Source organism: Rhodobacter maris (assembly GCF_900217815.1).
GTDB lineage: Bacteria > Pseudomonadota > Alphaproteobacteria > Rhodobacterales > Rhodobacteraceae > Rhodobacter > Rhodobacter maris.
Window position 1 is genome coordinate 25,419 of the sequence record NZ_OBMT01000008.1, and the last position, 26,725, is coordinate 52,143.

A 26,725-nucleotide genomic window follows, 5' to 3' on the forward strand; every position below is an offset into this window, starting at 1 on the left:
CTGGGCTCAGCCCTCGACGAAGAAATCGAGCCTCTGGCGGAAGAGCGTGCCATCGGCGGCTTTTGCGGTGAGATGGATCAGCCAGGCGCCGGGCGCGAGCGCCATCGGCGCGGCAAAAACGCCATCGGTCAGCATCATCTCGGGTTTCTGGTCGTCGGCCGACATGGTGGTGCGGCCGACGAGAATATCCAGATCCGCGACCGGGGCGGGCGCGCCCGCCCGGTCGTGAATGGCGATGGTGAGAACGCCGTTTTCATAGCGCGGCGCAACCGTCCAGCCGAGCCGCTCCTGCGCGTCGCGGTCGATATCGAAGGTCTGCGAGGCGACGTATGAATTGGCCACCTCAAGGCCGGGGAAGGTCTTGATGGCGTTATAGGCCATCGTCACGTTGACCGCGATGATCAGACCGAAAAAGCCCACGAACATCGCCAGAACCTTGCGCCCGGTCAGAGGTTTTGCCATCTCACTTGCCCTTGCCGTTGAACACCGTGTTGGCCGAGTCCTGCACGGGCTCGCCCTCGCCAACCTGCTCGACCCAGATCCGGATGTCGGTGCGGTTGGTTCCGGCCAGTTTCGACCCGGGACCAGCATCGAGATAAAGACGCTGATTGTAAAGCTGATCGGCGGGAACGGTGACGGTATCGCCCTCCTGCCCCTCAAGTGTCAGCTTCAACGCCTGTGTCTCCGCGGCATCCTCTGTGGTGGCCGAGATCCGGTATTCGACCGTCTCGCCATGCTTGTTGCGGATCCGCATGGTGTAGATGTTGCGGATCGTGCCGTCGGGCTGAAGCACATAGAGCGGGTCGCGGTTCGGCGTGACGTTGAAGTCCAGCGGCGAGCGCATCACCAGCGCGACAACAAGCGCAACGCCGATCCCGCCCCAGAGGGTGAAATAAAGCAGCGTGCGGGGCCGCAGCACATGCTTCCAGATATTCGTCACCTTGTTGCCGGCGCGCTCGTTCGCCTCGTCCTTCAACGCCATATAGCCGACAAGGCCACGCGGCTTGCCGATCTTGTCCATGATCTCGTTGCAGGCGTCGATGCAGAGCCCGCAGGTGATGCATTCCAGCTGCTGGCCGTTGCGGATGTCGATCCCCATCGGGCAGACGTTGAAACAGGCCATGCAATCGATGCAATCCCCCTGCCCCTCGGCCACCTGCCCCTTGTGCAGCTTGCCGCGCGGCTCGCCGCGCCATTCGCGGTAGGCAATGGTGATCGTGTCTTCATCCATCATCGCTGCCTGAATCCGCGGCCAGGGGCAGGCATAGATGCACATCTGCTCGCGCGCGAAGCCGCCGAAGGCGAAAGTGGTGGCGGTGGCCACCGCGATCGTCGTGTAGGCAACGGGCGAAGCCTCGCCGGTGAAGAGGTCATGTACCAGCGTCGGCGCATCGGTGAAATAGAACACCCAGGCGCCGCCGGTGGCGAGGCCGATCAAGAGCCAGAGACCCCATTTGGTGAGCCGCTTGCGGATCTTTTCGGCATTCCAGGGCTGGCGGTGCAGCCGGATGCGGTTGTTGCGATCCCCTTCAACCCAACGCTCGACGAGAATGTAAAGATCGGTCCAGACCGTCTGCGGGCAGGCATAGCCGCACCATACCCGGCCGAGCGCCGAGGTGAAAAGGAAGAGCCCGAGCCCGGCCATGATCAGCAGGCCCGCGACGAAGTAGAACTCATGCGGCCAGATCTCGAGCCCGAAAAAGAAGAAGCGACGATTCGCAAGATCGAGAAGCACCGCCTGATCGGGCAGCGCCGGGCCGCGGTTGTAGCGGATCAGCGGCAGCACGTAGTAGATGCCAAGCATCAGCGCCATCAGGATCCATTTCAGGGAACGGAACTTGCCGGAAATTCGTTTCGGAAAAACGGGTTCGCGCGCGGCATAAAGCGGCGCGTCGTCAGTCGGTTCGGTGGAGCTCACGGGTTCATCTCCGTTGGCATGTCGCTTGCGTCCGGGCCGCTGCATCGGGTCCGGGAGGATGCCTCGATGCGCAAATTTCGATATGTGCATGCAAAGACAGGTTTGCGATACACGAATGCGCCGGGGCTGTCATCGTGCCGCGCCTGAGTGCCACATGGGACGGAATGTCGCAAGGGCCCAGAGGTGGAGGGCAAGCGTAAAACACCGACGCCCCAAGAAACGCGCGAACAGGACGGGGCGTCGGTGCACATCGGGGCAGCCCGGAAGCTGCCCCGAATATCAAGAGATTACTCGCCGCCGCCGAGGCTGTGGACGTAGGACGCCACGGCGCGGATCTGCACTTCGCTCAAGCGCGCGGTGCCTTCCGAAGAGCCGTAGCTCCAGGAGGGCATCACACCGGCGCGACCATGTTCGACCGTTTTGGTGATCGTCGCCGCGTCGCCGCCATAAAGCCAGATCGCGTCGGTGAGGTTCGGCGCGCCGGTCTCATGCATGCCCTTGGCATCTTCGCCATGGCAGGCGGTGCAGTTGTCGGCAAAGACTTCCGCCCCGGCCGAAGCCTTCTCGGCATCCGCCTCCTGCCCCGAAATCTGCAGCACATATTGCACCACATCGGCGATCTGCTCGGGTTCGAGCAACTCGTCGTCCAGATGCGCGGGCATCTGGGCAGAGGGGTTGGTGTCCGGGTCGTTCGGATCGCGGATCCCGTGCTGGATGTCGGTATAGATCTGTTCGATCGTGCCGCCATGCAGCCAGTCGCTGTCGATCAGGCTCGGAAAGCCGGCGTTGCCGCCCGCCCCCGCGCCATGGCATTGCGCACACCAGGTGCGGAACACCGCGCCCCCCGCATTGCGGGTGTAATCGACGAGTTCCGGATCTTTCGCGATCTCGGTCAGATCGGTCGCCACCAGCTTCTCTTCCACCGCCTTGTTCATCGCCGCGAACTTGTCGATCTCGGCTTGAACATCGGCGCGGGTCGAGGAGCCGAGAATCCCCGGCGTCGCCCCCGAAGCGAAGATCGGCCAGGCCGGCATCGCGATCGAATAGGCCACACCCCAGATGATGCAGATGTAGAAGGTCCACAGCCACCAGCGCGGCAGCGGCGTGTTCAGTTCCTCGATGCCATCCCACTGGTGACCCGTGGTCTGCACCTCTTTTTTGGTCGTCGGTTTTTTGCTCATCTCCACGCCTCCTTACCGCGTGGCGCCGTCGTCCGGGCGCGGGGCTCTGCCCGCGCCGGGATCGGCGGGTTTGTCTTCATGCCGGAAAGGGATGTTCGCGGTATCGGCGTGAGTGCCCCGCGCGCCGGGGCGGAACGCCCAGACCACGGCTCCGATGAAGACGATCAGCATCGCTGCCGCCGCCCAGCTGTCGGCGAATTCACGCAAGATATGATAGTCCATCCCCGCTCTCCTCAGCGACTGGCCACGGGCTGGAAGGTCGAGAAGTCGACCATGGTCCCCAGAACCTGCAGATAGGCGATCAGCGCATCCATTTCGGTGAGGCCGGGCTGGCCGTCGAAATTGCGGATGTTCACTTTCTCGCCGTAATGCTCGACGAGCGACTCGCTGTCTTCGTCCGGGTTCGCCTGAGCGACGAAATCGGCTTTCGCGGTCGCGATCATCTCCGAAGTATAGGGCACCCCCACGAGAGCGTCCGTGCTCAGACGGTCCTCGATGTAGGTGTTATCGAGCGGCACATGCGACAGGTAGCTGTAGCTCGGCATCACCGATTCCGGCACCACCGATTGCGGGTTCGTCAGGTGTTCGACATGCCACGCATCCGAATAGCGGCCGCCGACGCGGGCGAGGTCGGGCCCCGTCCGCTTCGAGCCCCACTGGAACGGGTGGTCGTACATCGACTCCGCCGCAAGCGAATAGTGACCGTAGCGTTCCACCTCGTCGCGCATCGGCCGGATCATCTGCGAGTGGCAGACATAGCAGCCCTCGCGGATGTAGATATCGCGGCCGGTGAGTTCGAGCGGCGTGTAGGGACGCATCCCGTCCACCTTCTCGATCGTGTTTTCGAGGTAGAACAGCGGCGCGATCTCGACGATCCCGCCGATGGTGACGACGAGGAAGGAGAAGATCAGCAGCAGCGTCGCGTTCTTTTCCAGAACGTGGTGTTTGTCCAGAATTGCCATCTGCGTCTCTCCTTATTCCGCCGGAACCGCAATCGAAGCGGAAGTGGTCTTCGGTTGCTTCGCCACGGTGGCCCAGAGGTTGTAGGCCATGATGATGCCGCCGGTGAGGTAGAGCACCCCGCCCAGACCACGCACCACGAACATCGGATGCATCGCCGCGACGGTGTCGGCAAAGGCGTTCACGAGGAAGCCCTGGCTGTCCACTTCACGCCACATCAGGCCCTGCATGATCCCCGACACCCACATCGAGGCGGCGTAGAGCACGATCCCGATGGTGGCGAGCCAGAAGTGCCAGCTCACGAGTTTCAGCGAGTAGAGGCCAGACCGACCCCAGAGCCGCGGCGTCAGGAAGTAGAGCGTGCCGAAGGTGATCATGCCGTTCCAGCCGAGCGCACCGGAGTGCACGTGGCCAATGGTCCAGTCGGTGTAGTGCGAGAGCGAGTTCACCGCCTTGATCGACATCATCGGGCCTTCGAAGGTCGACATGCCGTAGAAGCCGATGGACACCACCATCATGCGGATCACCGGATCGGTGCGGAGTTTGTCCCAGGCGCCCGAGAGCGTCATCAGACCGTTGATCATGCCCCCCCAGGACGGCATCCACAGGATCACCGACATCACCATGCCGAGCGTCGAGGCCCAGTCAGGCAGCGCGGTATAGTGCAGGTGGTGCGGACCGGCCCAGATGTAGAGGAAGATCAGCGCCCAGAAGTGCACGATCGAGAGCTTGTAGGAATAGACCGGGCGTTCCGCTTGCTTGGGCACGAAATAGTACATCATGCCAAGGAAGCCCGCGGTCAGGAAGAAGCCCACCGCGTTGTGGCCATACCACCATTGCGTCATCGCATCCTGCACGCCCGACATCACCGCGACCGATTTCGAGCCGAAGATCGACACCGGGATGGCGAGGTTGTTGATCAGGTGCAGCATCGCGATCGTCACGATGAAGGAGAGGTAGAACCAGTTCGCCACGTAGATGTGGGGTTCTTTGCGCTTGAAGATCGTGCCGAGGAAGGCGAGCAGGTAGGCCACCCAGACAACGGTGATCCACACGTCGATATGCCAGGTCGGTTCGGCATATTCCTTGCCCTGCGAGCCGCCGAGCAGATAGGAGGAGGCGGCCATCACGATCATCAGCTGCCAGCCCCAGAACACGAACCAGCCGAGCGCCGAGCCGCCAAAGAGCCGCGCCGCCGAGGTGCGTTGCACCACGTAGAAGGCCGAAGCGATCAGCGCGTTGCCCCCGAAGGCGAAAATCACCGCCGAGGTGTGCAGCGGCCGCATCCGGCCGAAGTTGAACATCCCGTTACCGAGCTCGATATTCAGTTGCGGAAAGGCGAGCTGGAAGGCGATGATCACGGCGACGAGGAAACCGACCACACCCCAGAAGGTCGTGGCGATGACACCCGCGCGGATCACGCTGTCGAAATACTCGTTTTGCGAGGGTTTCGGATCCCCCATGGTGCGCAGCACCCAGATGAACGCGATCGCGGCCGCGAGCATGGCCTCGATCATGTTCACCATATACGGCAGGTCCCGCGCCTGGCTGGCGGCGTATGCCGCCACCGCCGCCGCGAGACCAAGCGCGATCAGCTTGATATAATCCCACATATTGTGCGTCCCTTTGTCTTGTTTTTCCGCCGTCCCACCCGAGTCGGTCAGGGCGGCAGCGTCTCGACTTGTCTGTTGTGTTTTGAGGGTATGACACCCGCCTTGATTTCGATCAAACTCTTGACAAGAGGGTGCGTTGTTTCGCCGCACGATGACGACACGCCCAGCACAACTATCCGTGAGGATTGATCCGCGTCAATGTGCAAACCCCTTCGAATCGCTAGGTATTACGGAGATTCCGAGATTCAGGGGGCATGAGATGGCCTATAAGACGGTTTTGACGATTGTGACGGAAGTCTCACAGACACAGGGGCAGATAGACTCGGCGGTGGCGGTCGCCCGCGCCGAGGATGCGCACCTCGAGGTGCTCTGTCTGGGCGTCGATCGGACCCAGACTGGGTACTATTATGCCGGAGCAACGGCTTTTGTGCAGCAAGAAGTTCTCGACCGGGCGCAAGATGAGGCTCGCGAGACGGAAAAGGCCGTGAACGACCGGCTCTCGCGCGAGGATATCCGCTGGAGCACCGAAGCGGTGGTGGCGCAGATCGGCGCCATTGCCACAGTGGTGGGGCTGCGCGCGCGCTTTGCCGATATCGTGGTGATGGGCCATCCCTATGGCTCCGGGCGTGGCCAGGAGCTCGAAGCGGCGGTCGAGGCAGCCCTTTTCGAGGGGCAGGCGCCGGTCCTGATCGTGCCCGACGGGCAAAAGGTGAACCTGACGCCGCGCCGCGTCGTGGTGGCCTGGAATCAGTCGGACGAGGCGATGAGCGCGATCCGCGAAGCGCTGCCGCTGTTGCAACGCGCGCAACTCGTCGACATCACCGTGATCGACCCGCCGGCGCATGGGCCGGAACGCTCCGACCCGGGCGGGCAGCTTTCGCAATGGCTGGCGCGGCACGGGGTGAAGGTGGAGGTTTCGGTGCTGGCGAAAACGCTGCCGCGGATCTCCGATGTGATCAACCGCCATGTGCGCGACAGCTCGGCGCAGATGGTGGTGATGGGCGCCTATGGCCATTCGCGCTTCCGCGAAGCGATCCTCGGTGGCGCCACGCGCAACATGCTCGAACAGGCGGAAGTGCCGATCCTGATGGCGCATTAAGCGCCTGACACCTCTCGTCTCGCTTCCGCGAGGAGCCCCGGGCGGGGGGATGCCCCCCGCCGGTCTTGATTGATGAGGATCAGAGCCCCTCGGCGCGCGGGGGAGGGTATTGCGCTTTGGCAGGGCCAAAGCGTTCCCCTTATTCCGCCATCAACCGGCTGACGACAACCGTCACTTCGGGCTTTTTGCCGATCTCTTCCATCGCCACCTGCCGCGCGATCCGCCGCAGGGCCTCGTCAAGCTTGTCGTCGTTGCGGATCACCTTGTCGGGCGCGCTCTCGAGAAAAGCCGACAGCTCGTCCTCGACGATCCGCATCAGATCACCACCGGATTTGCCACGCTCGGGCAGGCCCATCAGCTCCACCCAGGCATCACCGAGCGGCGCATCGTCCTCGTCGATGATCACCGTGATCAGCACATGGCCATTGAGCGCCATCCGGATCCGGTCCCGGACCACCCCGTCCAGCGCGCCGATCAGCACCGTGCCATCCAGATAGACACGCCCGGTTTCGATATATTCCACAACCTTCGGCGCGACGCCGGTCAGGTCGATCATCGTGCCATTGGTCGCCACCTCGGTGGCAATCCCTTTTGCCGCCGCGATCTTGGCATGTTCCCGCAGATGCCGGTGCTCGCCATGCATCGGAATGAGGATCTGCGGCCTGAGCAGGTCATGGACGGCATCGAGATCGGGCCGGTTTGCATGGCCCGAGACGTGGTAGAGCCCGCCGCGGTCATCGACCACATCAACCCCCATCTCGGAGAGCGCGTTCATGATGCGGATCACCGAGCGCTCGTTGCCCGGGATCGTCTTCGAGGAAAAGAGGAAGGTATCCCCCTCCTTCATCTCGAAGCCGAGATATTTGCCGCGGCTGAGCTGGGCTGTGGCGGCGCGACGCTCGCCCTGGCTGCCGGTGACAATCAGCATCAGCTTCTCGCGCCCGACCTCGACCCCGTCCTCGGGGCTCAGCGTCGCTGGGAACCCCTTGAGAACATTCGTCTCCTCGGCCACCTGAACCATCTTGCGCATGGCCCGACCCAAAAGGCAGACGGAACGGCCCGCGGCCCGCCCCGCTTCGGCCAAAGTCTTCAGCCGCGCCACGTTCGAGGCAAAGGTGGTGGCCACCACCATCCCCTTCTGCGCCGCGATCAGATCCTTGAGCGGCGCCACCAGCGTCGATTCCGAGCGCCCCGGCGTATGGGTGAACACGTTTGTCGAATCGCAGCAGAGCACTTTCACGCCGGTGCCTTCATGCGCGATCTCGTGCCATTCGAGCGGGTCAAAAGGCTCGCCCACCACCGGGTTGCCATCGAGCTTGAAATCGCCGGTATGCACCACGCGCCCCGCGGGCGTGTCGATCACAAGCGCAGAGCTTTCCGGGATGGAATGGCTGACGGGCACGAATTGCACCCGGAACGGGCCGATCTCCACCGCTTTCGGGCGCGGCTCGACGATGCGGATCATGTCCGAGGGGAGCCCCGCCTCTTCCATCTTCAGCTGCGCCAGATGCGCGGTGAAGCGGCGGGCGTAAACGGGGGCCTTCAGCTTCGGCCACAGATGCGCCATCGCGCCGATGTGGTCCTCATGCCCGTGGGTGAGGAAGATCCCGTCGATCCGGTTCACATTGGCCTCAAGCCAGGCGGCATCGGCCATGATCAGATCGACCCCGGGAGAGCCCTCCATATCCGGGAAGGTCACGCCCAGATCGACGACGATCAGCCGTTCCTTCCCCTCCGGCCCGTAGCCGTAGACATAGGTGTTCATGCCGATCTCGCCGGCACCCCCCAGAGGAAGATAGATCAGTCTGTCGCTCACGCCCCAAGCCCCTTGTTATAATCGAAGATGAGCCGCAACCCATGCATGGTCAGGTCATCCTCGACCTTGTCGAACAGATCGAACCCCAGATCGAAGAGCGGCGCAAGCCCGCCCGTCGCAATCACCTTCATCGGGCGGTCTCGCTCCATCCGGATCTGCCGCACAATGCCTTCGACAAGGCCGATATAGCCCCAATACACCCCCGATTGTATGCAGGCCACCGTATTCGTTCCGATCACGCCTTGCGGTTTTGTGACATCGACATGCGGCAACGCCGCCGCCGCCATATGCAGCGCCTCGAGGCTGAGGTTCACACCCGGCGCGATCACGCCACCAATATAGGCACCGTCGGTGTCGACCACGTCGAAGGTGGTGGCCGTGCCGAAATCGACGACGATCAGGTCGCCGCCATGCCGCTCGAACCCCGCGACCGTGTTCACCAGCCGGTCCGGGCCGACGGTCGTGCCCTCGTCGACGCGCGGCGCGACGGGCAGCCCGCAATCGGGCTTGCCGACAACGAGCGGGCGGCAATCGAAATAGCGGTTGCAGAGCACGCGCAGGTTGAACACGACGCGCGGCGCGGTGGAGGAGATGATCGCCTCACGGATCTGCCCGCCCACGCCAAGGCCCTTGAGCGCCATCAGCGTCGAGAGCCAGACGAAATATTCATCGGCGGTGCGGCGGTGATCGGTGGCGATGCGCCATGTGGCGCGGAAAGTGCTGCCGTCCCAGACCGAAAAGACCGTGTTGGTATTCCCGCAGTCGATGCACAGAAGCATGTCGCCCCCTCAAAAGAAGATATCCGCCGCCGAAATGGCGTGGCGCGTGGCCCCGGTGTTGAGGATCAAGGCGCCGGTCTCGTCGATCGTCTCGAAAATGCCGTCCCGGCTCTCGGTTCCGGTGCGGGCGGTGATCCTTTGCCCGATCCTTGCGGCGCGGGCAAGCCATGCGGCGCGAATGGGGGCGAAACCGTCGCGCTCAAACACCGCCGCATGACGGGCAAAGGCGCAGGCAAGCGGGGGCAAAAAGTCGAGCGGCACGACGTTCAGCCCGGTTTCCCCGGAAAGCGAGACGGCGCACATGGCTTGCGGCTCAAGCGTCCCGACCGGGGGCGCGGCGGCGAGGTTCACGCCGATGCCGATGGCGAGATGACCAACCGCGCCCCCCGCAGAAACGCTCTCAAGCAAGATCCCCGCGACCTTGCCGCCGTTCAGGAGCACATCATTGGGCCATTTGATCGAAAGCACCGGGCCGGGTCCGCCGACCCTGCGCAGCGCCTCTTCGAGCGCCAGCGCCGCCACGAAGGAATAAAGCGCTGCTGTTGGCGGGGCGACGGCGGGGCGAAACACACAGGTGGCGGCAAAATTGCCCTCGGGCGCGATCCAGTCGCGCCCCCGCCTGCCCCGCCCCGCGGTTTGCCTGTGGGCAAAAACCCAAGCCGGGCCGCTCAGATGCGGCGCGAGCCTTGCGGCTTCGGACATTGTTGAATCGGTTTGCCCGAGGACGTGGCGTGCCACCCCCTCGGGCCAGTCTGCATCCGCCGACATGGTCTCAGTGAACGAGCGCGGCTGCCGCGGCCTGCGCCGCACCATCGAGCCCGAAGAGGCTGAACGACCCCGCCACCATCACGACCGCAGACCCGACAAGCAAGATCCATTGCACCGCGGGCATGCGGGCATCGAGCGGATCGGTCTCGGAGCCGAAATACATGAAGTAGACGAGGCGCAGGTAGTAGAAGGCGCCGATCACCGAGGCGATCACCGCCGCCACGGCCACCCAGAGATAGCCGCCATCGACCGCGGCCTTGAGCACCGAGAACTTGGCCCAGAAGCCAAGCATCGGCGGCACGCCCGCGAGCGAGAAAAGCAGCACCATCAGCGCGAGCGCTTTCAGCGGTTCGGCCTTCGAAAGGAGGTTGAGCGCCGAGATCTCGGTCACCGGGGCGCCATCGCGCTCCATCGAGAGGATGAAGGCGAAGGTGCCGACGTTCATCACGGTGTAGATCGTCATGTAGATCAGCATCGCCTGCACACCCTCAGCGGTGCCCGCCATCAGGCCCAGGAGCGCAAAGCCCATATGCGAGATCGAGGAATAGGCCATCAGCCGCTTGATGTTGCGCTGCCCGATCCCGGCAATCGCGCCCAGATACATCGACAGGATCGCAAGCGCGCCCAGCACCTGCCCCCATTCGCCCGGCACCTGACCAAAGGCGTCATGCACAACGCGCGCAATCAGCCCCATCGCGGCAAGTTTCGGCGCGGTGGCGAAGAAGGCGGTGACCGGCGTGGGCGAGCCCTCGTAAACGTCGGGCGTCCACATGTGGAAGGGCACGGCCGAGACCTTGAAGGCGAGCCCCGCTATGAGGAACACAAGCCCGAAGAGAAGCCCGATCGGCAGGTGGCCCTGCTCGACGACGGTGATGATGCCCGCGAAAGAGGTGGTGCCGGCAAAGCCGTAAACAAGCGAGGCGCCGTAGAGGAGAAGCCCCGAGGAGAGCGAGCCGAGCACGAAGTATTTCAGGCCCGCCTCGGAGGAGCGCGCGGAATCGCGGCGCAGCGCCGCCACCACATAGAGCGCGAGCGATTGCAGCTCGAGCCCGATGTAGAGCGACATCAGATCGCCCGCCGAGACCATCATCATCATGCCCGTGACGGCCAGCACGATCAGCACCGGGAATTCGAAGCGCAAGAGCCCGCGCCGGTTCAGGTAATCGGCGCTCATCGCCAGCACCGCCGCCGCCGAGACGAGGATGATCACCTTGGCAAAGCGGGCGAAGCCGTCACTGATGAAGAGCCCGCCAAAGGCGGTATCAGCACCGCCGCCCGCCACGCCGATGGTGAGGCCGAGTACCAGCATCACGCCCACGGTGACCCAGAGGATCGGCATCGCCACCTTGTCCTTGCCGGTCCAGACCCCGGCGAGGAGCGCCGCCATCGCATAGAGCGCGAGCAGGAACTCGGGCAGGACGAGGGAGAAATCGTTGGAGGTCATCTCAGGTTCTCCTCAATTGCCCGCAAGCGCCGCGGCTGCGTTCAGCTCGGCATGGTAGTTTTGCACCAGATTGGCGACGGAAGGCCCGATCAACCCGGTCACAAGGCTCGGATAGATCCCGAGGATCAGTGTCATCGCGACGAGCGGCGCGAAGATCGCTTTTTCGCGCAGGCTCATGTCGGTGATCGTCTTCAGGCTTTCCTTGATCAGCTCGCCAAAGACGACGCGGCGGTAGAGCCAGAGCGCATAGGCCGCCGAAAGGATCACGCCCGAGGTGGCGAACAAAGCCACCCAGGTGTTGACCTGGAAGATACCGATCAGCGTCAGGAATTCCCCGATGAAGCCCGAGGTGCCCGGCAGCCCGACGTTCGCCATGGTGAAGAACATGAAGACGAGCGCATAGGCCGGCATCCGGTTCACGAGGCCGCCGTAAGCATCGATCTCGCGGGTGTGCATGCGGTCATAGATCACGCCAACGCAGAGAAAGAGCGCGCCGGAGATGAAGCCGTGGCTCAGCATCTGGAAGATCGCGCCGTCGATACCCTGCTGGTTGCCGGTGAAGATCCCCATCGTCACATATCCCATGTGCGCGACCGAGGAATAGGCGATCAGCTTTTTCATGTCTGCCTGTGCCAGCGCCACGAGCGAGGTGTAGACGATGGCGATGGCCGAGAGGGTGAAGACAAAGCCCGTCATCACCTCCGAGCCGACCGGGAACATCGGCAGGCTGAACCGCAGGAAACCGTAACCGCCCATCTTCAGAAGCACGGCCGCCAGCACCACCGAGCCCGCGGTCGGCGCCTGAACGTGGGCATCGGGCAGCCAGGTGTGCACCGGCCACATCGGCATTTTGACCGCGAAGGAGGCGAAAAAGGCGAGGAACAGGAGCGTTTGAACACCGCCCGGCAGCAGGTAGCGCAGATAGGGCAGATCGTCATGCGGGAAGTCGAAGGCCATCAGCTGCACGATGTCGGTGGTGCCGGCCATCATGTACATTGCCACCATCGCCACCAGCATCAGCACCGAGCCGAGGAAGGTGTAGAGGAAGAACTTGAAGGTGGCGTAGATCCGGTCCTTGCCGCCCCAGATGCCGATGATCAGGAACATCGGGATGAGGCCCGCCTCGAAGAAGAGGTAGAAGAGCACGAGATCGAGCGCCACGAAAACGCCGATCATCAGCGTTTCAAGGACAAGGAAGGCGATCATGTATTCCTTGACGCGGCTTTCCACATGCCAGGCCGAGGCGATGGTGAGCGGCATCAGGAAGGTCGTGAGCAGCACGAAGAGGATCGAGATCCCGTCCACCCCGAGCTTGTAATGCAGCCCCATGATCCAGTCGCGGTCCTCGACGAACTGCATCCCCGTATCGTTGGCATCAAAGCCCGCAAGCAGGAAGAGCGAGACGAGGAAGGTCACCGAAGTGGCGGTGAGCGCGAGCCATTTCGCGTTGCGATCCGCCGCCTCGGAGCCCGAGCGGGAGACAACGGCGAGAATGAGCGCCGCGGCAAGCGGCATGAAGGTGATGATCGAAAGGAGGTTTTCCATCAGTTCATCCCCCCGGCGGTCTGCATCACCCAGGCCATGAGCGCGACGATGCCGAGCACCATGGCGAGCGCGTAGTGGAACAGGTAGCCCGATTGCACGCGGGCCGCGACACGGGTGAAGAACGGGATCCAGCCGAGCGCCAACCCGTTGATCGCACCATCGATCACCGCACCGTCACCGCCTTTCCACAACATCCGGCCAAGCGCCTTGGCAGGGTTCACGAAGATCATGTCGTAAAGCTCGTCGAAGTACCATTTGTTGAGCACGAACCGATAGAGCACCGGAACGGCATTGGCGGTGCGGGCGGGCAGGCTCGGCGCCGCGATGTAGTAGAGCCAGGCGAGCGCAAAGCCCGCGACCATGGCGATGAAGGGCGAAACCTTGACCCAGGCGGGCACGCCATGGGCTTCGTGCATCACATGGTTTGTGGGCGCCATGAAGATCGCGCCTTGAGGCGCCACCGCCACGGGATTGGCCGCATCGGCGCTGTGATCCGCCTCGGCGATCTCCGCGGTTTGCGCTTCCGTGGCGTGCCCGGAGGTACCGGCCATAGCCGCTTCCTGGTTCTCCATCGCCTCGGAAGGTTCAACCGCAGTATGCTCGAGCGCCACCGCAGCATGCTCGCTGCCGTGCTCGGTGGCATGAGCGGCCACCGGCAGGTTGAAGAAGGCGTTCACCTTCTCGCCGAAGAAGGAGGGGTAGAACACCATCCCCGAGAGCACCGCCCCCACCGCGAGCGCGCCAAGCGGAACGAGCATCACGGGCGGGCTTTCATGGGCATGGTCATGGGCATGATGATCGCCGCGCGCCTTGCCGTAGAAGGTCAGGAAAATGAGCCGCCAGGAGTAGAAAGAGGTCATCCCCGCCGCGATCACGAGCGCCCAGAAGGCAAAGCCCGAGCCCGAGGCGAAGGCGCTCTCGATGATCGCGTCTTTCGAGAGATACCCCGCAAAGCCGAGCGGCACATCGAAAAGCGTCACGAAGGGCACACCCACGCCGGTGATGGCCAGAGTGCCGATCATCATGATCGCGAAGGTGAAGGGAATTTTCTTCCGCAGGCCGCCATAGTTGCGCATGTCCTGCTCATGGTGCATCGCATGGATCACCGAGCCCGCGCCGAGAAACAGCATTGCCTTGAAGAAGGCATGCGTCAGCAGGTGGAACATCGCCGCGGAGTAAACGCCAACCCCTGCCGCCACGAACATGTAGCCGAGCTGCGAGCAGGTCGAATAGGCGATCACGCGCTTGATGTCGTTTTGCACAAGCCCCACGGTCGCGGCAAAGAAGGCCGTGGCCGCGCCGACGTACACCACCATCATCTTGGCTTCAGGCGCATATTCGAAAATCGGCGACATCCGGCAGACGAGGAACACCCCCGCCGTCACCATCGTCGCGGCGTGGATGAGGGCCGAAACCGGGGTCGGGCCTTCCATCGCGTCCGGCAGCCAGGTGTGCAGGAAGAGCTGCGCCGATTTGCCCATCGCGCCGATGAAGAGCAGGATCGCGATCAGGTTGGCGGCGTTGAAATCAGCCCAGAGGAAGTGGAGTTGCGTCTGCGCAAGCTCCGGCCCGGCCGCAAAGACCGTGTCCATCGAGATGCTGTCGGTCAGGAAGAAAAGCCCGAAGATGCCGAGCGAGAAACCGAAGTCACCGATCCGGTTGACGACGAAAGCCTTGATCGCCGCGGCATTGGCCGAGGGTTTCTTGTAGTAAAAGCCGATCAGCAGGTAGGAGGCGAGACCCACGCCCTCCCAGCCAAAGAACATCTGAACGAGGTTGTCTGCCGTCACCAGCATCAGCATGGCGAAGGTGAAGAAGCTCAGATAGGCGAAGAACCGGGCCTTGTAGCTCTCATGGTGGCCCCAGTTGTCGTCATGCGCCATGTAGCCCCAAGAGTAGAGGTGCACGAAGGCGGAGACGGTGGTGACCACGATCAGCATGATCGCGGTGAGCCGATCAAGCCGGATCGCCCAGGCGGTGTCGAGCGTGCCGGACTGGATCCAGTCGAGCAGATGGATATGCTGGGTCTCCGGCCCGAGGGTCAGGAACACATACCAGCTCATGAGGCAGGAGAGGAACAGCAGGCCCGTGGTGAGCACCATCGCGCCCTTCTCGCCGATGAAGCGCCAGCCGAAGCCGCCGAGGATGGCGCCGAGAAGGGGGGCCAGAAGAATGATCGTGGTCATCGGTCCTTATCCCTTCATCACGTTGACATCGTCGACCGCGATCGAGCCGCGGTTGCGGAAGAAGACCACAAGGATCGCAAGGCCGATCGCGGCCTCGGCGGCCGCCACGGTCAGCACGAACATGGTGAAGACCTGCCCCACCAGATCACCCATATGGGTCGAGAAGGCGACGAAGTTGATGTTGACGGCGAGCAGCATGAGTTCGATCGACATCAGGATGACGATCACGTTCTTGCGGTTGACGAAGATGCCGAAGATGCCGGTGACGAACAGGATCGCCGCCACGCTCAGGTAATGTTCCAATCCGATCGTCATCGCTTTCCCTCCGGGCCCGACCCCGTTTTCGCTTGTTCTTTTCTCACAGCCCCTGCCCCGGTTTGACGTCGATCATCTCCAGCGCCTGCGCCGGGTCACGGTGCATTTGCGCGATCACGTTCTGACGCTTGATGTCGGTGCGGTGGCGCAACGTGAGCAGGATCGCCCCGATCATCGCCACGAGGAGCACCAGCCCCGCGCCCTGGAAGAGGAAGAGGTATTGGTCATAAAGGATCATGCCGAGCGCGCGGCTGTTTTCCACATCCGTGGCAATCGGCGCAGCATGGAGCGCTGCGGCCTTGCCCGCGGTCTGCCAGGCGGCAAAGCCGGTGCCGAGTTCGGCGAGCATCACCACCGCGATCAGCGCGCCGAAGGGCGCATAGCGCACCATCTGCCCGCGCAGTGCCGCAAAATCGACATCGAGCATCATCACGACGAAGAGGAAGAGCACCGCGACCGCGCCGACATAGACGATGATCAGGAGCATGGCGACGAACTCTGCCCCCATCAGCACGAAGAGCCCCGCCGCCGAGAGGAAGGTGAGAATGAGCCAGAGCACCGAATGCACGGGGTTCTTCGAGAGAACCACCATCAGCCCGGCCACCACCGCCACCATGGCGAAGAGGTAGAAGGCGAATACGAACACCGTCATGTGTTTTCTCCCGATTTCTCGTCGAAGACCTCGCGCGCGATCTCCAGCGCCTTGGTCATGGCGGGCACGCCGCCGAACATGCTCATCTGGAAGATCACCTCGGCGATCTCCCGCTCGGTCGCGCCAGCCTCAAGCGCGTGGCGAATGGTCATCCGCATCGGCGCCTCCGCCTGCGCGCCGAGCGTCACCTGCCCGGCCAGCGTGACCAGAAGCCGGGTGCGGGCATCGAGCCCGTCCCGGTTGAAGGTCTTGCCAAACCACATTTCCAGCATCTCGGCCGGCATGGTCGGAAAGAGCTTCTCGAAAGCCTTGGGATTGAAGCTCTCCAAAGCCGGGTTGAACAGCCGGGCCATCTCCGCCCCCTGTTCGAGCATCGCGCTGAAAAGCTTCTGGAAATCCGCGGTCATCTGTAGGGCGCATCCATCTCGATGTTGCGGGCGATCTCGGCCTCCCAGCGCGCGCCGTTTTCAAGGAGCTTCGCCTTGTCGTAAAACAGCTCTTCGCGCGTCTCGGTGGCATATTCGAAGTTCGGCCCCTCGACGATCGCATCGACCGGGCAGGCCTCCTGGCAGTAGCCGCAGTAGATGCATTTCGTCATGTCGATGTCATAGCGCGTGGTGCGGCGCGAACCGTCTTCCCGCGGCTCGGCGTCGATGGTGATCGCCTGCGCCGGGCAGATCGCCTCGCAGAGCTTGCAGGCGATGCAGCGTTCCTCGCCATTGGGATAACGGCGCAGCGCATGCTCGCCCCGGAAGCGGGGCGAGAGCGGGCCTTTTTCATGGGGATAGTTCAGCGTCGGCTTGGGCGCCACGAAGTAGCGCATCCCCAGCGCAAAGCCTTTGATGAAGTCCCACAGGACGAAATATTTCGCTGCGCGAACATAATCGAAAGCCATCACTTTTTCTCCGCCGGTTTGTCCGAACCGCCCGAAAGAACCCATTTCTTGCGGTCGGACGCCAGTTCCAGATCGCCCACCCCAAACGTGCCATGGGCCTCGAGCGCGGCGACCGCGCGCAGCATCGGCGGCGAATGCGACAGGAAGGAGGTGATGTTGCGCCGGTCGATCTCAAGCTCGTAGCCTTCGATGATCGTCGGCACCAACCGCACCTCGCGCCCGTCGAGCATCAGCGTCAGCGTTTCCCGTTTCGGATCGTGCATCTGTCAGCCCCCAATCACCCAGCGCGCCCAGAAGCCGCCGAAAAGTTCGAATTTTGCAAGGAACGCCACGACCACGACCCAGCCGAGCGAGAGCGGCAGGAACACTTTCCAGCCGATCCGCATCAGCTGGTCATAGCGGTAGCGCGGCACGATGGCCTTCACCATCGCGAAGGCGAAGAACACCAGCACCATCTTGCCGAACATCCACAGAGCGCCATCGGGGATGCCGGGGATGGGCGAGAGCCAGCCGCCGAAGAAGAGCACGGTGGTGAGCGCACACATCAGCCACATGGCGATATATTCGCCCGCCATGAAGAGCAGATAGGGAGTGGAGCTGTATTCCACCATGAAGCCCGCGACGAGTTCGGATTCCGCCTCCGGCAAGTCGAAGGGCGGACGGTTGGTTTCCGCCAGCGCCGAGATGAAGAACATGAACACCATCGGCAGATGCGGGATCCAGTACCAGTTCAGAAGGCCGAAGGAACCGCGCTGCGCCTCGACGATGGCGGAGAGGTTCATCGAGCCGGTGGACAGGATCACCCCGATGATGATCAGGCCCATCGAGACCTCATAGGAGATCATCTGCGCGGCCGAGCGCAACGAGCCGAGGAACGGGTATTTCGAGTTCGAGGCCCAGCCGCCCATGATCACGCCGTAGACCTCAAGCGAGGAAGCGGCGAAGACGAAGAGCACGGCGACGTTGATATCCGCCATCACCCAGCCGTCGTTGAACGGAATGACGACCCAGGCGAGAAGCGCGAGCACGAGGCTCAGCATCGGCGCAAGAAAATAGACGAACTTGTCCGAGCCCGCCGGAACCACGATCTCCTTGAAGACGTATTTCGCGGCATCGGCCACCGATTGCAGCAGGCCGAAGGCGCCCACCACGTTCGGGCCGCGGCGCAACTGCACGGCGGCCCAGATCTTGCGGTCCCCCCAGACGAGGAACAGAAGCCCGATCATCACGAAAGCGATGATCGCGAGGCCCTGCAAGACCATCAGCAAGGCCGTCCCCAGCGATGTTGCGAAAAACTCAGCCATGTTGTCCCTCAGCCCGTCTTGCTCTCATCGTTTCAAACCGTCGGAATGCCGCGCTCGCGGCAATCGGCGACCGTCACTTCTGCATCGATCGTCCGCAGCCCTTCGGGCAGTGCGGAAGAAATCAGGTAGATGGCATCGGCCCTCAGGCCGGTGCCCGCGCGCGTCACATTGGTGCGCACATGGCGCGCGAAGCCATAGCCGCGGATCAGCGCATATTGCGCCGCGGCACAGGTGGCATAGGCGGTGACCTGGGCGCGGTTGCGGCTGCCCCCAATCGCCACGTCGAAGCCCACCAGATCATTGTCGAGAAGCCGGGTCTCGACCCCCTCGTAACTGATCTCCGCCCCCGCCCCGGCGCCCGCGGGCGCGCAGGCGCCCAGCCCGGCCAGAAGGCCGGGAACGCAGGCTGCAAGGATCAGGGCACGCGGCATTCTCGTTTACTCCGCCGCCATCGCAGGCGCGCGGCGCGATTTCACCAGCGCCGAGCAGTCCGCCATCACCACCGAAGCCCGCGCGATCGGGTTCGTGAAGTAGTAATCGCCAAGCGCCAACCGGAACGTCGCCTTGCCCATCTCGCGCCGCTCGATCGGTTGCCAGGCGTTCTCCACCACCTGATCGACCTGGCCCAGATGCGGCACGGCGGCGAGCATCGCCCGGCGCAGCCCGGCGAGGCTGTCCCAGCCCTGCGCGGCACCAAGCTCGGCCGAAAGCGCGCGCAGGATCGCCCAGTTCTCCTTCGCCTCGCCCGGCGGGAAGGTGGCGCGGAAGGCCAATTGCGGCCGCCCCTCGGTATTGACGAAAAGCCCGTGTTCCTCGGTGTAGGCGGCGCCTGGCAGGATGATGTCGGCGCGGCTCGCGCCGCGGTCGCCATGGCTGCCCTGATAGATCACGAAAGGGCCGCCCTCAGCGGCGGGCGTAATCTCCACCTCGTCGGCGCCCATATTGTAGATCACCTCGACGCCGTCTTCGAGCGCGGCGAGCAGGCCGCCGTTCGTCACGGCGCCCACATCCATCGCGCCGACACGCCCGGCGGCGGTATGCAGCATCAGCATCCGCCCCGAAAGCGCCATCGCATGAGCGATCACCGCATCGCCATCGGCCTCGGAGACCGCGCCCTGCCCGACGATCACGATCGCCCCTTCGGAGGCTTGCAGATGCGCAAGGCTTTCGCGGTCGGTGCCGACATGCTCATAGTCATAGGTCAGATCGACCGCCGGGCCGACCACGCGCACGAGCGCGCCATGCGCCCAGGCCTTGCGGATGCGGGCATTGAGCACCGGCGCCTCGGTGCGCGGATCGGTGCCGATCAGGATGATTTCCTCGGCCCGGTCGATCTCCTCGATCGCCACATTGCCAACGTAACCAGAGCGGTTGCCAATCGGGAGCCGCGCGCCATCGGTGCGGCATTCGACCTTGCCGCCCTGCCCTTCGATCAGGGTCTTCAGGCTGAAGGCGGCTTCGGTCGAGGCGAGATCGCCGACAAGGCCGAGCAGCTTCTTGCCCTTCATCGCGCGGGCCGCGGCGGCGAGCGCCTCGCCCCAGCTTGCCTTGCGCAGCTTGCCATTCTCGCGAATGTAAGGCGTATCAAGGCGTTGGCGGCGCAGGCCGTCCCAGATGAAGCGGCCCTTGTCGGAGAGCCATTCCTCGTTCACGCCGTCATGGTTGCGCGGCACGATCCGCTTCACTTCGCGGCCTTTGGCGTCGATGCGGATGTTGGAGCCGAGTGCATCCATCACGTCGATGCTCTCGGTCTTCGTCAGCTCCCACGGGCGCGCGGTGAACGCATAGGGTTTCGAGGTCAGCGCGCCGACCGGGCAGAGGTCGATGATGTTGCCCTGCAGGTTGCTGTCCAGCGTCATGTTCAGATAGCTGGTGATCTCGCTGTCGGCGCCGCGACCGGTCTGGCCCATCTGGCTGATCCCCGCCACCTCGGAGGTGAAGCGCACGCAGCGCGTGCAGGAGATGCAGCGCGTCATGCAGGTGGCGACGAGCGGGCCGAGGTTGAGGTTTTCGGAGGCGCGCTTGGGCTCGCGGTAACGCGAGAAATCGGCGCCATAGGCCACCGCCTGATCTTGCAAGTCACATTCCCCGCCCTGATCGCAGATCGGGCAGTCGAGCGGGTGGTTGATGAGCAAAAACTCCATCACCCCCTCGCGCGCCTTTTTCACCATCGGCGAATTGGTCTTGATCACGCTCGGCTCGCCATTGGGGCCGGGGCGCAAGTCCTTGATCTGCATCGCGCAGCTTGCGGTCGGCTTGGGCGGGCCGCCCACCACCTCGACAAGGCACATGCGGCAGTTTCCGGCGATCGAGAGCCGTTCGTGGTAGCAAAACCGCGGCACTTCGATCCCGGCCTGCTCGCAGGCCTGAATCAGCGTCAGGCTGGGATCGACCTCGACCTCGATACCGTCGATGATGATCTTGCGCTTGTTCGACATGGTCTCGTCCGTCACTTGGCTCGGGCACGGCAGGGCGCCGCGCGGTGAATTCTGGTTTCGGGGCTCATGCGCAGCCCCCCGGGAAGATCCATTGCCCCTCCCTGAAATTGTCTTCCGGCCCGGAGGCCACGGCGCCGCGGCAGAGCGCCTGCGCCGCGCGTTTCGCTTCCGCCCCCTCGTCATAGCTGAAGGGGGGGGCATTCCGGCGCACCCGCAGTTCGTTCTGCGGACCAAAGCTGCCCGTATAGCCCGCCACGGCGGCAAGCGGGCCCACCGCATCGGAACCCACGGGCGGGCTGGCGCAGGCCGCGAGCGGCAGGATCAAGAGGGCAGCGCGCATCAGTTGCCCCTCCGCGTTTCGATCGCCGGGCAGAATGCCTCGATCCGGTAGAAATGCGGCGCCATCTCGGCCACGTCGCTTGCCTTCAGGCCAAGCCCCTTCGCCGAGGGGCAGACCGCCTCGATCGCCGAGATCACGCCTTTTTTCAGCTCCAGCGCATCGGTCTCTGTCACCCCTTCGAGCGTCACTTCAAAATAGGCGGTAAACCCGTCCCAGTAGAGGCAGCCCGCGTTGCCGACCGCACCTTCGGGACATTCCACGCCACCGGTCATGATGTCGTTGAAATAGGCCACGACCGCCCCGGACGCACCTTCCATCATCCGGATATGGCGCGAAAGCGCGGGGACATACCCCTCATGGACGAGGCTGTTGGCCTGCGGTTCGGCAAAAGCCGGCACAAGCCCGAACGCCAGCGCCGCGGCGCCGCCCCCGATCTTGCCAATGCTGCCCGAAACCGCTGCCATCTCAGCTCACTCCGCCGCCATCGCGCCCATGCGCCCGCTCTTGCGCGCCTTGATCCGGTCTTCGATCTCCTCGCGGTAATGCCGGATCAACCCCTGGATCGGCCAGGCCGCGGCATCGCCCAAGGCGCAGATCGTGTGGCCCTCGACCTGTTTCGTCACGTCAAAGAGCATGTCGATTTCTTCGATCTCGGCCTCGCCCCGCACGAGACGGTCCATCACCCGCATCATCCACGAGGTGCCCTCGCGGCAGGGTGTGCATTGGCCGCAGCTCTCGTGCTTGAAGAATTTGGAAAGCCGCCAGATCGCCTTGATCACATCGGTCTGCTGATCCATCACGATCAGGCAGGCGGTGCCGAAGCTCGATTTCAGCTCCCGCATGCCGTCGTAATCCATGATCGCATCCTCGCACAGATGTGCGGGAAGCACCGGGCAGCTTGCGCCACCGGGGATCACCGCCTTCAGGTTGGACCAGCCGCCGCGCACGCCGCCGCCATGTTTCTCGATCAGTTCCTTCATCGAGATCGACATGCTCTCCTCGATCACGCAGGGCGTGTTCACATGCCCCGACATGGCGAAGAGCTTGACGCCGGTGTTGTTCGGCCGTCCGAAGGAGGCATACCAATCCGCGCCGCGGCGCAGGATCGTGGGGACGACGGCAATCGACTCGACGTTGTTCACCGTGGTCGGGCAGCCATAAAGCCCCGAGCCCGCCGGGAACGGCGGTTTCATCCGCGGCATGCCCTTCTTGCCTTCGAGGCTCTCGAGCAGCGCCGTTTCCTCGCCACAGATATAGGCGCCCGCGCCGTGATGCAGATAAACGTTGAAATCATAGCCCGACTTGCAGGCGTTCTTGCCGATCAGCCCGGCGTCGTAGCATTCGTCGATGGCGCGTTGCAGCGCTTCCTTTTCACGCACATATTCGCCGCGAATGTAGATATAGGCCGCGCAGGCGCCCATCGCGAAGCCCGCGATCAATGCGCCTTCAATCAGCGTATGCGGATCGTGGCGCATCACCTCGCGGTCCTTGCAGGTGCCGGGTTCGGATTCATCGGCGTTGATCACCAGATAGGCGGGCCGTCCGTCCGATTGCTTGGGCATGAAGGACCATTTCAGCCCGGTCGGGAAGCCAGCGCCGCCGCGGCCGCGCAGACCCGAGGCCTTGACCTGCTCGATGATCCAGTCCCGGCCATTGGCAAGGAGGGCCGCGGTCCCATCCCAGTGCCCACGCGCCATCGCGCCCTTCAGCGAGCGGTCGTGCATCCCGTAGATATTGGTGAAGATCCGGTCCTGATCTTTCAGCATGTCTGCTCCCTCGGTTGTCGCACAGGCCGGGGCCCGGCCTGTGCCGCACCGGCGCACCGATGCGAATATATCCCCCCGGAGCGGATCAGATCCGACCGGAACCGGGCCACAGCCCGGGTTTTGCGCCCCACCGTGCCGGGACCGGCCCGGTGGGTCTTATTGCGCGCCAGAGGCTCTGGCGCTCAGTGCTTGCGGCCGCGCCGCTTCCCCCCTCCGCCCGGAGCGGGTTTGGGCGCAACCGGTGCCGTGGGGGCCGCGCCGACCGTCTCGACCGGCTTCGCTTCCGCAGGTTTGGCGGCAGCGACGGGGGCGGCAGGCGCAGCGGGCTTGGCCGCGGGCGTCACCGGTTTCGGAACCGATGTCGCCGCGACCGGCGCAGCCGACGCAGGTTTTGCCGCGCTCGGCGCGGGGGCAGGTTCCAGTTTCGGCGCCGGTGCTGGGGCCGGGGCCGGTTTTGCGGCCATCGGAGCCGGAGCGGCCATGGCCTTCGGCGCGGGCGCCGGAGCAGGCTTCGCCGCCGGGGTGGGGGCGGGCTGCGGCGTTGGCGCGGGTTTCACCGCGGCGCTCGGCGCAGCCACCGGCTTCGCGGCGGCCGGAGAAGCCGCTGGTTTCGCGGCGACGGGCGGGGCCGCCGGGGTGGCCGTGCGCAATGCGCGCGCCTCCTCGGGGCTGAGAACTTTCGGTTCGGGCAAACAGCCCATCACATAGCAGGCGGTGCGTGCCAGGATCAGTGCGGAAACCACACCGGCCACAAGGGCAACACCGATTCCGGTCGAGCCGAGCAGCCACAGCGCAAAAAACGCAACGGCTCCGAGGATTGCTCCCAATTTGCGGGCTTTCGTCTGGCATTCAGCGTCGTTCATCGACATTTTGCCTTTCCTTTCCCTCATTCCGGACCGGGAGGGCGCTCCTCACGCCGACCCCGGCCCGATGTGTTGATCTGATTGTCTCAGTCTGTCGTCAGTCCGGTCTTTCCACTCAGTAATCGTTGGTCCTTGCCCGTTCGCGGAAGCGCGCGAGCCCCTCCGCGACGATAATCTTCGCCTGCGCCACCCATTTGTCACGGCTGACGCGGCCGCGGAACCCTTTCAGGTTCGTGTCCATCCAGGCCACTTCCTCGGCCCCCCATTGCGCGATCTGGTCAAAATGGAACACGCCCAGATCGTGGCAGATCCGCTCAAGAACCGGGCCGATCCCCTCGATCTGCTTCAAATCATCGGCCATGCCGCCCCGCGGCGCATCAAGACCCTGCGGCGGCACCCCTTCGCCCGCCTCAACCTCGACCATCACCGGGCCTTTGGCTTTGCGCGCGGGCGCGAAAGCCGGTTCGGAAGGCATCTCCGGTTCGGGCGTCTCGGGGGCAGGCTCAGGCTCCAGCGCTGTGCCGGTCTGCGCGGCCACCATCGCCTTGCTGATCGCTTCAGCCTCGGCCGCTTCGGCGGCGGCTTTCTCGGCAAAGGCTTTTTCCGCAGCCGCTTTTTCCGCCGCAGCCTGCTCGGCTGCCGCCTTTTCCGCCGCGGCTTTTTCAGCGGCGCGCTGCTCGGCTTGCGCCTTTTCTGCCGCAGCAAGCTCAGCAGCGGCTTTCTCGGCCGCCGCTTTTTCGGCCGCGGCTTTCTCCGCCGCCGCTTTCTCCGCTGCGGCTTTTTCGGACGCGGCTTTTTCCGCCGCCGCTTTTTCTGCCGCAGCCTTTTCCGCGGCGCGTTGCGCGGCCGTCATTGGACGGGTGCCCATCATGCCGATCGGGCCGAGCCGCCCGCCGGATTGCCAGGGCGCGCTGAGCGGCACTTCACTGCCGTCGATGCGCTTGATCCCGTCACCAAAGGCGAGCGCGCGCGCAACCGAGCCGTTCGCCGCTTCCTTCTCGCCCGCGGTTTCTGCGCAGGAGGTGAGGCCCGCCGCCGGTTCCGACGAGAACCGCCCCGCTTGCGAGCCCGGTCGCGGCGCCTGGCCTGTGGCGAGCGCGTCGATCAGGGTCTCGAGGTTTTCCTCGGTCAGATCCTCGAAATAATCCTTGCCGATCTGTGCCATCGGCGCATTGGCGCAGGCACCAAGGCATTCGACCTCTTCCCAGGAGAACTTGCCATCCGCCGAAAGCGCGAAGGGCTCCGCGGCGATCTTGCGTTTGCAAACCGCAATCAGGTCTTCGGCGCCGCAGATCATGCACGAGGTGGTGCCGCAGACCTGAATATGCGCGACCGAGCCCACCGGGGCGAGCTGGAACATGAAGTAGAAGGTCGCCACTTCCAGCGCGCGGATATAGGGCAGGCCCAGCATATCGGCGACATGTTCGATCGCGGGTTTCGTCAGCCAGCCTTCCTGTTCTTGTGCCCGGAACAGGAGCGGAATGATTGCCGAGGCCTGGCGACCCTCGGGGTATTTCGTCATCTGCGCTTCGGCCCAGGCGCGGTTCGCGGGCGTGAAGGCGAAAGACGCGGGTTGTTCATGATGCAAGCGGCGCAGCATTAGCGGTCGACCTCCCCGAACACGATATCCATCGTGCCGATGATGGCCGAAACGTCGGCCAGTTGGTGCCCTTTCGAAACCGCATCCATCGAATGCAGATGCGCATAGCCCGGGGCGCGGATCTTGGCCCGGTAGGGCTTGTTGGTGCCATCGGAGACGAGATAGACGCCGAACTCGCCCTTGGGCGCCTCGACGGCGGCATAAACCTCGCCCGCGGGCACCTTGAAGCCCTCGGTATAGAGCTTGAAGTGGTGGATCAGCGCTTCCATCGAGGTCTTCATCTCGCCCCGCTTCGGCGGCGTCATCTTGCCGCGCGCGAGAATATCCCCCTGCCCTTCGGGCGCGCGGAGCTTTTCCACCGCCTGGAGGATGATCTTGGTCGACTCGCGCATCTCGGCCATCCGCACAAGATACCGATCATAGCAGTCGCCGTTCTTGCCCACGGCCACTTTGAAATCAAATTCGTCGTAGCATTCATAGGGTTGCGAGCGCCGCAGATCCCACGCCAGACCCGAGCCGCGCACCATCACCCCGGAATAGCCCCATTGGGTGATTTCTTTCTCGGTGATGATGCAGATATCGGCATTGCGCTGCTTGAAGATCCGGTTTTCGGTCAGCAGCCCCTCGATGTCATCGAGCTTTTGCGGGAATTCATGCGCCCAGGCCTCAATGTCGTCGATCAAGGCGGGGGGCAGATCCTGATGCACCCCCCCGGGACGGAAATAGTTCGCGTGCAGACGCGCGCCGCAAGCCCGTTCGTAGAAGATCATCAGCTTCTCGCGTTCCTCAAAGCCCCAGACCGGCGGGGTGAGCGCGCCCACGTCCATCGCCTGCGTGGTGACGTTGAGAAGGTGGTTCAGAACCCGCCCGATCTCCGAGAAGAGCACCCGAATGAGCGAGGCGCGGCGCGGCACCGGCGTGCCGGTGAGCCGCTCGATCGCCATGCACCAGGCATGCTCCTGGTTCATCGGCGCCACATAATCGAGCCGGTCGAAATAGGGCGTGTTCTGCAGATAGGTGCGGCTTTCCATCAGCTTTTCGGTGCCGCGATGCAAAAGGCCGATATGCGGGTCGGCCCGTTCGACGATCTCGCCGTCAAGCTCCAGCACCATCCGCAACACCCCGTGCGCCGCAGGGTGCTGCGGGCCGAAGTTGATGTTGAAATTGCGGATGCGCTGCTCGCCGGTCAGCACGTCATGCGAACCGTCGTCGTAGGTATTCTGCCGGATGTCGCCGTCCATGC

27 protein-coding genes are annotated in these 26,725 nt (G+C 63.9%); 2 read left to right on the forward strand and 25 right to left on the reverse strand.

Annotated features, from left to right (window positions below):
• Positions 1 to 6 precede the first annotated feature (6 nt).
• The 6 genes from CRO22_RS11630 to ccoN form a co-directional block, all read right to left on the reverse strand.
• Complete coding sequence (locus tag CRO22_RS11630; RefSeq protein WP_097070333.1) at positions 7 to 462, reverse strand: FixH family protein; 456 nt, start codon at positions 460 to 462, stop codon at positions 7 to 9.
• A gap of 1 nt (position 463) precedes the next feature.
• Positions 464 to 1,918 carry a cytochrome c oxidase accessory protein CcoG gene (gene ccoG / locus CRO22_RS11635; protein ID WP_245860960.1) on the reverse strand — a complete coding sequence of 485 codons (1,455 nt, stop codon included), beginning with the start codon at positions 1,916 to 1,918 and terminating at the stop codon, positions 464 to 466.
• A 287-nt stretch (positions 1,919 to 2,205) separates the two neighbouring features.
• A complete protein-coding gene (ccoP, locus tag CRO22_RS11640; protein WP_097070335.1) occupies positions 2,206 to 3,099 on the reverse strand; it encodes a cytochrome-c oxidase, cbb3-type subunit III in 894 nt (297 codons plus the stop codon).
• 12 nt (positions 3,100 to 3,111) lie between these two features.
• Positions 3,112 to 3,321, reverse strand: coding sequence for a cbb3-type cytochrome oxidase subunit 3 (locus tag CRO22_RS11645; RefSeq protein ID WP_097070336.1), 210 nt, complete (start codon positions 3,319 to 3,321; stop codon positions 3,112 to 3,114).
• Between the two features lie 11 nt (positions 3,322 to 3,332).
• Positions 3,333 to 4,061, reverse strand: a complete 729-nt coding sequence (ccoO, locus tag CRO22_RS11650; protein ID WP_097070337.1) for a cytochrome-c oxidase, cbb3-type subunit II — start codon at positions 4,059 to 4,061, stop codon at positions 3,333 to 3,335.
• A 12-nt stretch (positions 4,062 to 4,073) separates the two neighbouring features.
• Positions 4,074 to 5,672 carry a cytochrome-c oxidase, cbb3-type subunit I gene (gene ccoN, locus CRO22_RS11655; RefSeq protein ID WP_097070338.1) on the reverse strand — a complete coding sequence of 533 codons (1,599 nt, stop codon included), beginning with the start codon at positions 5,670 to 5,672 and terminating at the stop codon, positions 4,074 to 4,076.
• A 259-nt stretch (positions 5,673 to 5,931) separates the two neighbouring features.
• Here ccoN and CRO22_RS11660 point away from each other — a divergent pair, with 259 nt between their 5' ends.
• Positions 5,932 to 6,771, forward strand: a complete 840-nt coding sequence (locus CRO22_RS11660; protein WP_097070339.1) for a universal stress protein — start codon at positions 5,932 to 5,934, stop codon at positions 6,769 to 6,771.
• Positions 6,772 to 6,910: 139 nt separating this feature from the next.
• On the opposite strand, the gene CRO22_RS11665 is transcribed toward CRO22_RS11660, so the two are convergent.
• The 17 genes from CRO22_RS11665 to nuoF all read right to left on the reverse strand — a co-directional run bounded on the left by CRO22_RS11665 (position 6,911) and on the right by nuoF (position 23,019).
• Positions 6,911 to 8,536, reverse strand: a complete 1,626-nt coding sequence (locus tag CRO22_RS11665; protein ID WP_097070448.1) for a ribonuclease J — start codon at positions 8,534 to 8,536, stop codon at positions 6,911 to 6,913.
• A gap of 47 nt (positions 8,537 to 8,583) precedes the next feature.
• Entirely contained in the window at positions 8,584 to 9,366 is a 783-nt protein-coding gene (locus CRO22_RS11670) for a type III pantothenate kinase (RefSeq protein ID WP_097070340.1), read from the reverse strand.
• A 9-nt stretch (positions 9,367 to 9,375) separates the two neighbouring features.
• On the reverse strand, positions 9,376 to 10,134 hold the full coding sequence (locus tag CRO22_RS11675) for a biotin--[acetyl-CoA-carboxylase] ligase (protein ID WP_097070341.1): 759 nt from the start codon (positions 10,132 to 10,134) through the stop codon (positions 9,376 to 9,378).
• A gap of 4 nt (positions 10,135 to 10,138) precedes the next feature.
• Positions 10,139 to 11,578, reverse strand: coding sequence for an NADH-quinone oxidoreductase subunit NuoN (gene nuoN / locus CRO22_RS11680; RefSeq protein WP_097070342.1), 1,440 nt, complete (start codon positions 11,576 to 11,578; stop codon positions 10,139 to 10,141).
• Between the two features lie 12 nt (positions 11,579 to 11,590).
• Positions 11,591 to 13,123, reverse strand: coding sequence for an NADH-quinone oxidoreductase subunit M (locus CRO22_RS11685; RefSeq protein ID WP_097070343.1), 1,533 nt, complete (start codon positions 13,121 to 13,123; stop codon positions 11,591 to 11,593).
• Positions 13,123 to 15,309 carry an NADH-quinone oxidoreductase subunit L gene (gene nuoL / locus CRO22_RS11690; RefSeq protein WP_097070344.1) on the reverse strand — a complete coding sequence of 729 codons (2,187 nt, stop codon included), beginning with the start codon at positions 15,307 to 15,309 and terminating at the stop codon, positions 13,123 to 13,125. Before nuoL ends, CRO22_RS11685 begins: the two co-directional genes overlap by 1 nt.
• A gap of 6 nt (positions 15,310 to 15,315) precedes the next feature.
• On the reverse strand, positions 15,316 to 15,624 hold the full coding sequence (gene nuoK, locus CRO22_RS11695) for an NADH-quinone oxidoreductase subunit NuoK (protein WP_097070345.1): 309 nt from the start codon (positions 15,622 to 15,624) through the stop codon (positions 15,316 to 15,318).
• Positions 15,625 to 15,667: 43 nt separating this feature from the next.
• Positions 15,668 to 16,276, reverse strand: a complete 609-nt coding sequence (locus CRO22_RS11700) for an NADH-quinone oxidoreductase subunit J (protein ID WP_176518628.1) — start codon at positions 16,274 to 16,276, stop codon at positions 15,668 to 15,670.
• Positions 16,273 to 16,683, reverse strand: coding sequence for a carboxymuconolactone decarboxylase family protein (locus tag CRO22_RS11705; RefSeq protein ID WP_097070346.1), 411 nt, complete (start codon positions 16,681 to 16,683; stop codon positions 16,273 to 16,275). The genes CRO22_RS11700 and CRO22_RS11705 overlap by 4 nt, the downstream gene beginning before the upstream one ends.
• On the reverse strand, positions 16,680 to 17,171 hold the full coding sequence (gene nuoI / locus CRO22_RS11710; RefSeq protein ID WP_097070347.1) for an NADH-quinone oxidoreductase subunit NuoI: 492 nt from the start codon (positions 17,169 to 17,171) through the stop codon (positions 16,680 to 16,682). The genes CRO22_RS11705 and nuoI overlap by 4 nt, the downstream gene beginning before the upstream one ends.
• Entirely contained in the window at positions 17,171 to 17,434 is a 264-nt protein-coding gene (locus CRO22_RS11715) for a hypothetical protein (RefSeq protein ID WP_097070348.1), read from the reverse strand. The genes nuoI and CRO22_RS11715 overlap by 1 nt, the downstream gene beginning before the upstream one ends.
• A 3-nt stretch (positions 17,435 to 17,437) precedes the next feature.
• Positions 17,438 to 18,475, reverse strand: a complete 1,038-nt coding sequence (gene nuoH, locus CRO22_RS11720; protein ID WP_097070349.1) for an NADH-quinone oxidoreductase subunit NuoH — start codon at positions 18,473 to 18,475, stop codon at positions 17,438 to 17,440.
• Between the two features lie 32 nt (positions 18,476 to 18,507).
• Positions 18,508 to 18,906 (reverse strand): hypothetical protein, encoded by a 399-nt coding sequence (locus tag CRO22_RS11725; RefSeq protein WP_097070350.1) that lies wholly within the window; start codon positions 18,904 to 18,906, stop codon positions 18,508 to 18,510.
• Positions 18,907 to 18,912: 6 nt separating this feature from the next.
• On the reverse strand, positions 18,913 to 20,913 hold the full coding sequence (gene nuoG, locus CRO22_RS11730) for an NADH-quinone oxidoreductase subunit NuoG (RefSeq protein WP_097070351.1): 2,001 nt from the start codon (positions 20,911 to 20,913) through the stop codon (positions 18,913 to 18,915).
• 64 nt (positions 20,914 to 20,977) lie between these two features.
• Positions 20,978 to 21,253, reverse strand: a complete 276-nt coding sequence (locus CRO22_RS11735; RefSeq protein ID WP_097070352.1) for a hypothetical protein — start codon at positions 21,251 to 21,253, stop codon at positions 20,978 to 20,980.
• Positions 21,253 to 21,717, reverse strand: coding sequence for a hypothetical protein (locus tag CRO22_RS11740; RefSeq protein ID WP_097070353.1), 465 nt, complete (start codon positions 21,715 to 21,717; stop codon positions 21,253 to 21,255). The genes CRO22_RS11735 and CRO22_RS11740 overlap by 1 nt, the downstream gene beginning before the upstream one ends.
• Before the next feature lie 6 nt (positions 21,718 to 21,723).
• Positions 21,724 to 23,019, reverse strand: a complete 1,296-nt coding sequence (nuoF, locus tag CRO22_RS11745) for an NADH-quinone oxidoreductase subunit NuoF (protein WP_097070354.1) — start codon at positions 23,017 to 23,019, stop codon at positions 21,724 to 21,726.
• Positions 23,020 to 23,247: 228 nt separating this feature from the next.
• On the opposite strand from nuoF, the gene CRO22_RS11750 reads away from it, so the two are divergent.
• Positions 23,248 to 23,727 (forward strand): hypothetical protein, encoded by a 480-nt coding sequence (locus CRO22_RS11750; RefSeq protein WP_097070355.1) that lies wholly within the window; start codon positions 23,248 to 23,250, stop codon positions 23,725 to 23,727.
• Positions 23,728 to 23,997: 270 nt separating this feature from the next.
• Here the strand turns inward: CRO22_RS11750 and nuoE are convergent, their stop codons facing one another.
• Together nuoE and CRO22_RS11760 are read right to left on the reverse strand one after the other, a co-directional pair.
• Positions 23,998 to 25,482: an NADH-quinone oxidoreductase subunit NuoE gene (gene nuoE / locus CRO22_RS11755; RefSeq protein ID WP_097070356.1), complete on the reverse strand. Its 1,485-nt coding sequence runs from the start codon at positions 25,480 to 25,482 to the stop codon at positions 23,998 to 24,000.
• A complete protein-coding gene (locus tag CRO22_RS11760) occupies positions 25,482 to 26,723 on the reverse strand; it encodes an NADH-quinone oxidoreductase subunit D (protein WP_097070357.1) in 1,242 nt (413 codons plus the stop codon). The genes nuoE and CRO22_RS11760 overlap by 1 nt, the downstream gene beginning before the upstream one ends.
• Positions 26,724 to 26,725: the final 2 nt, after the last annotated feature.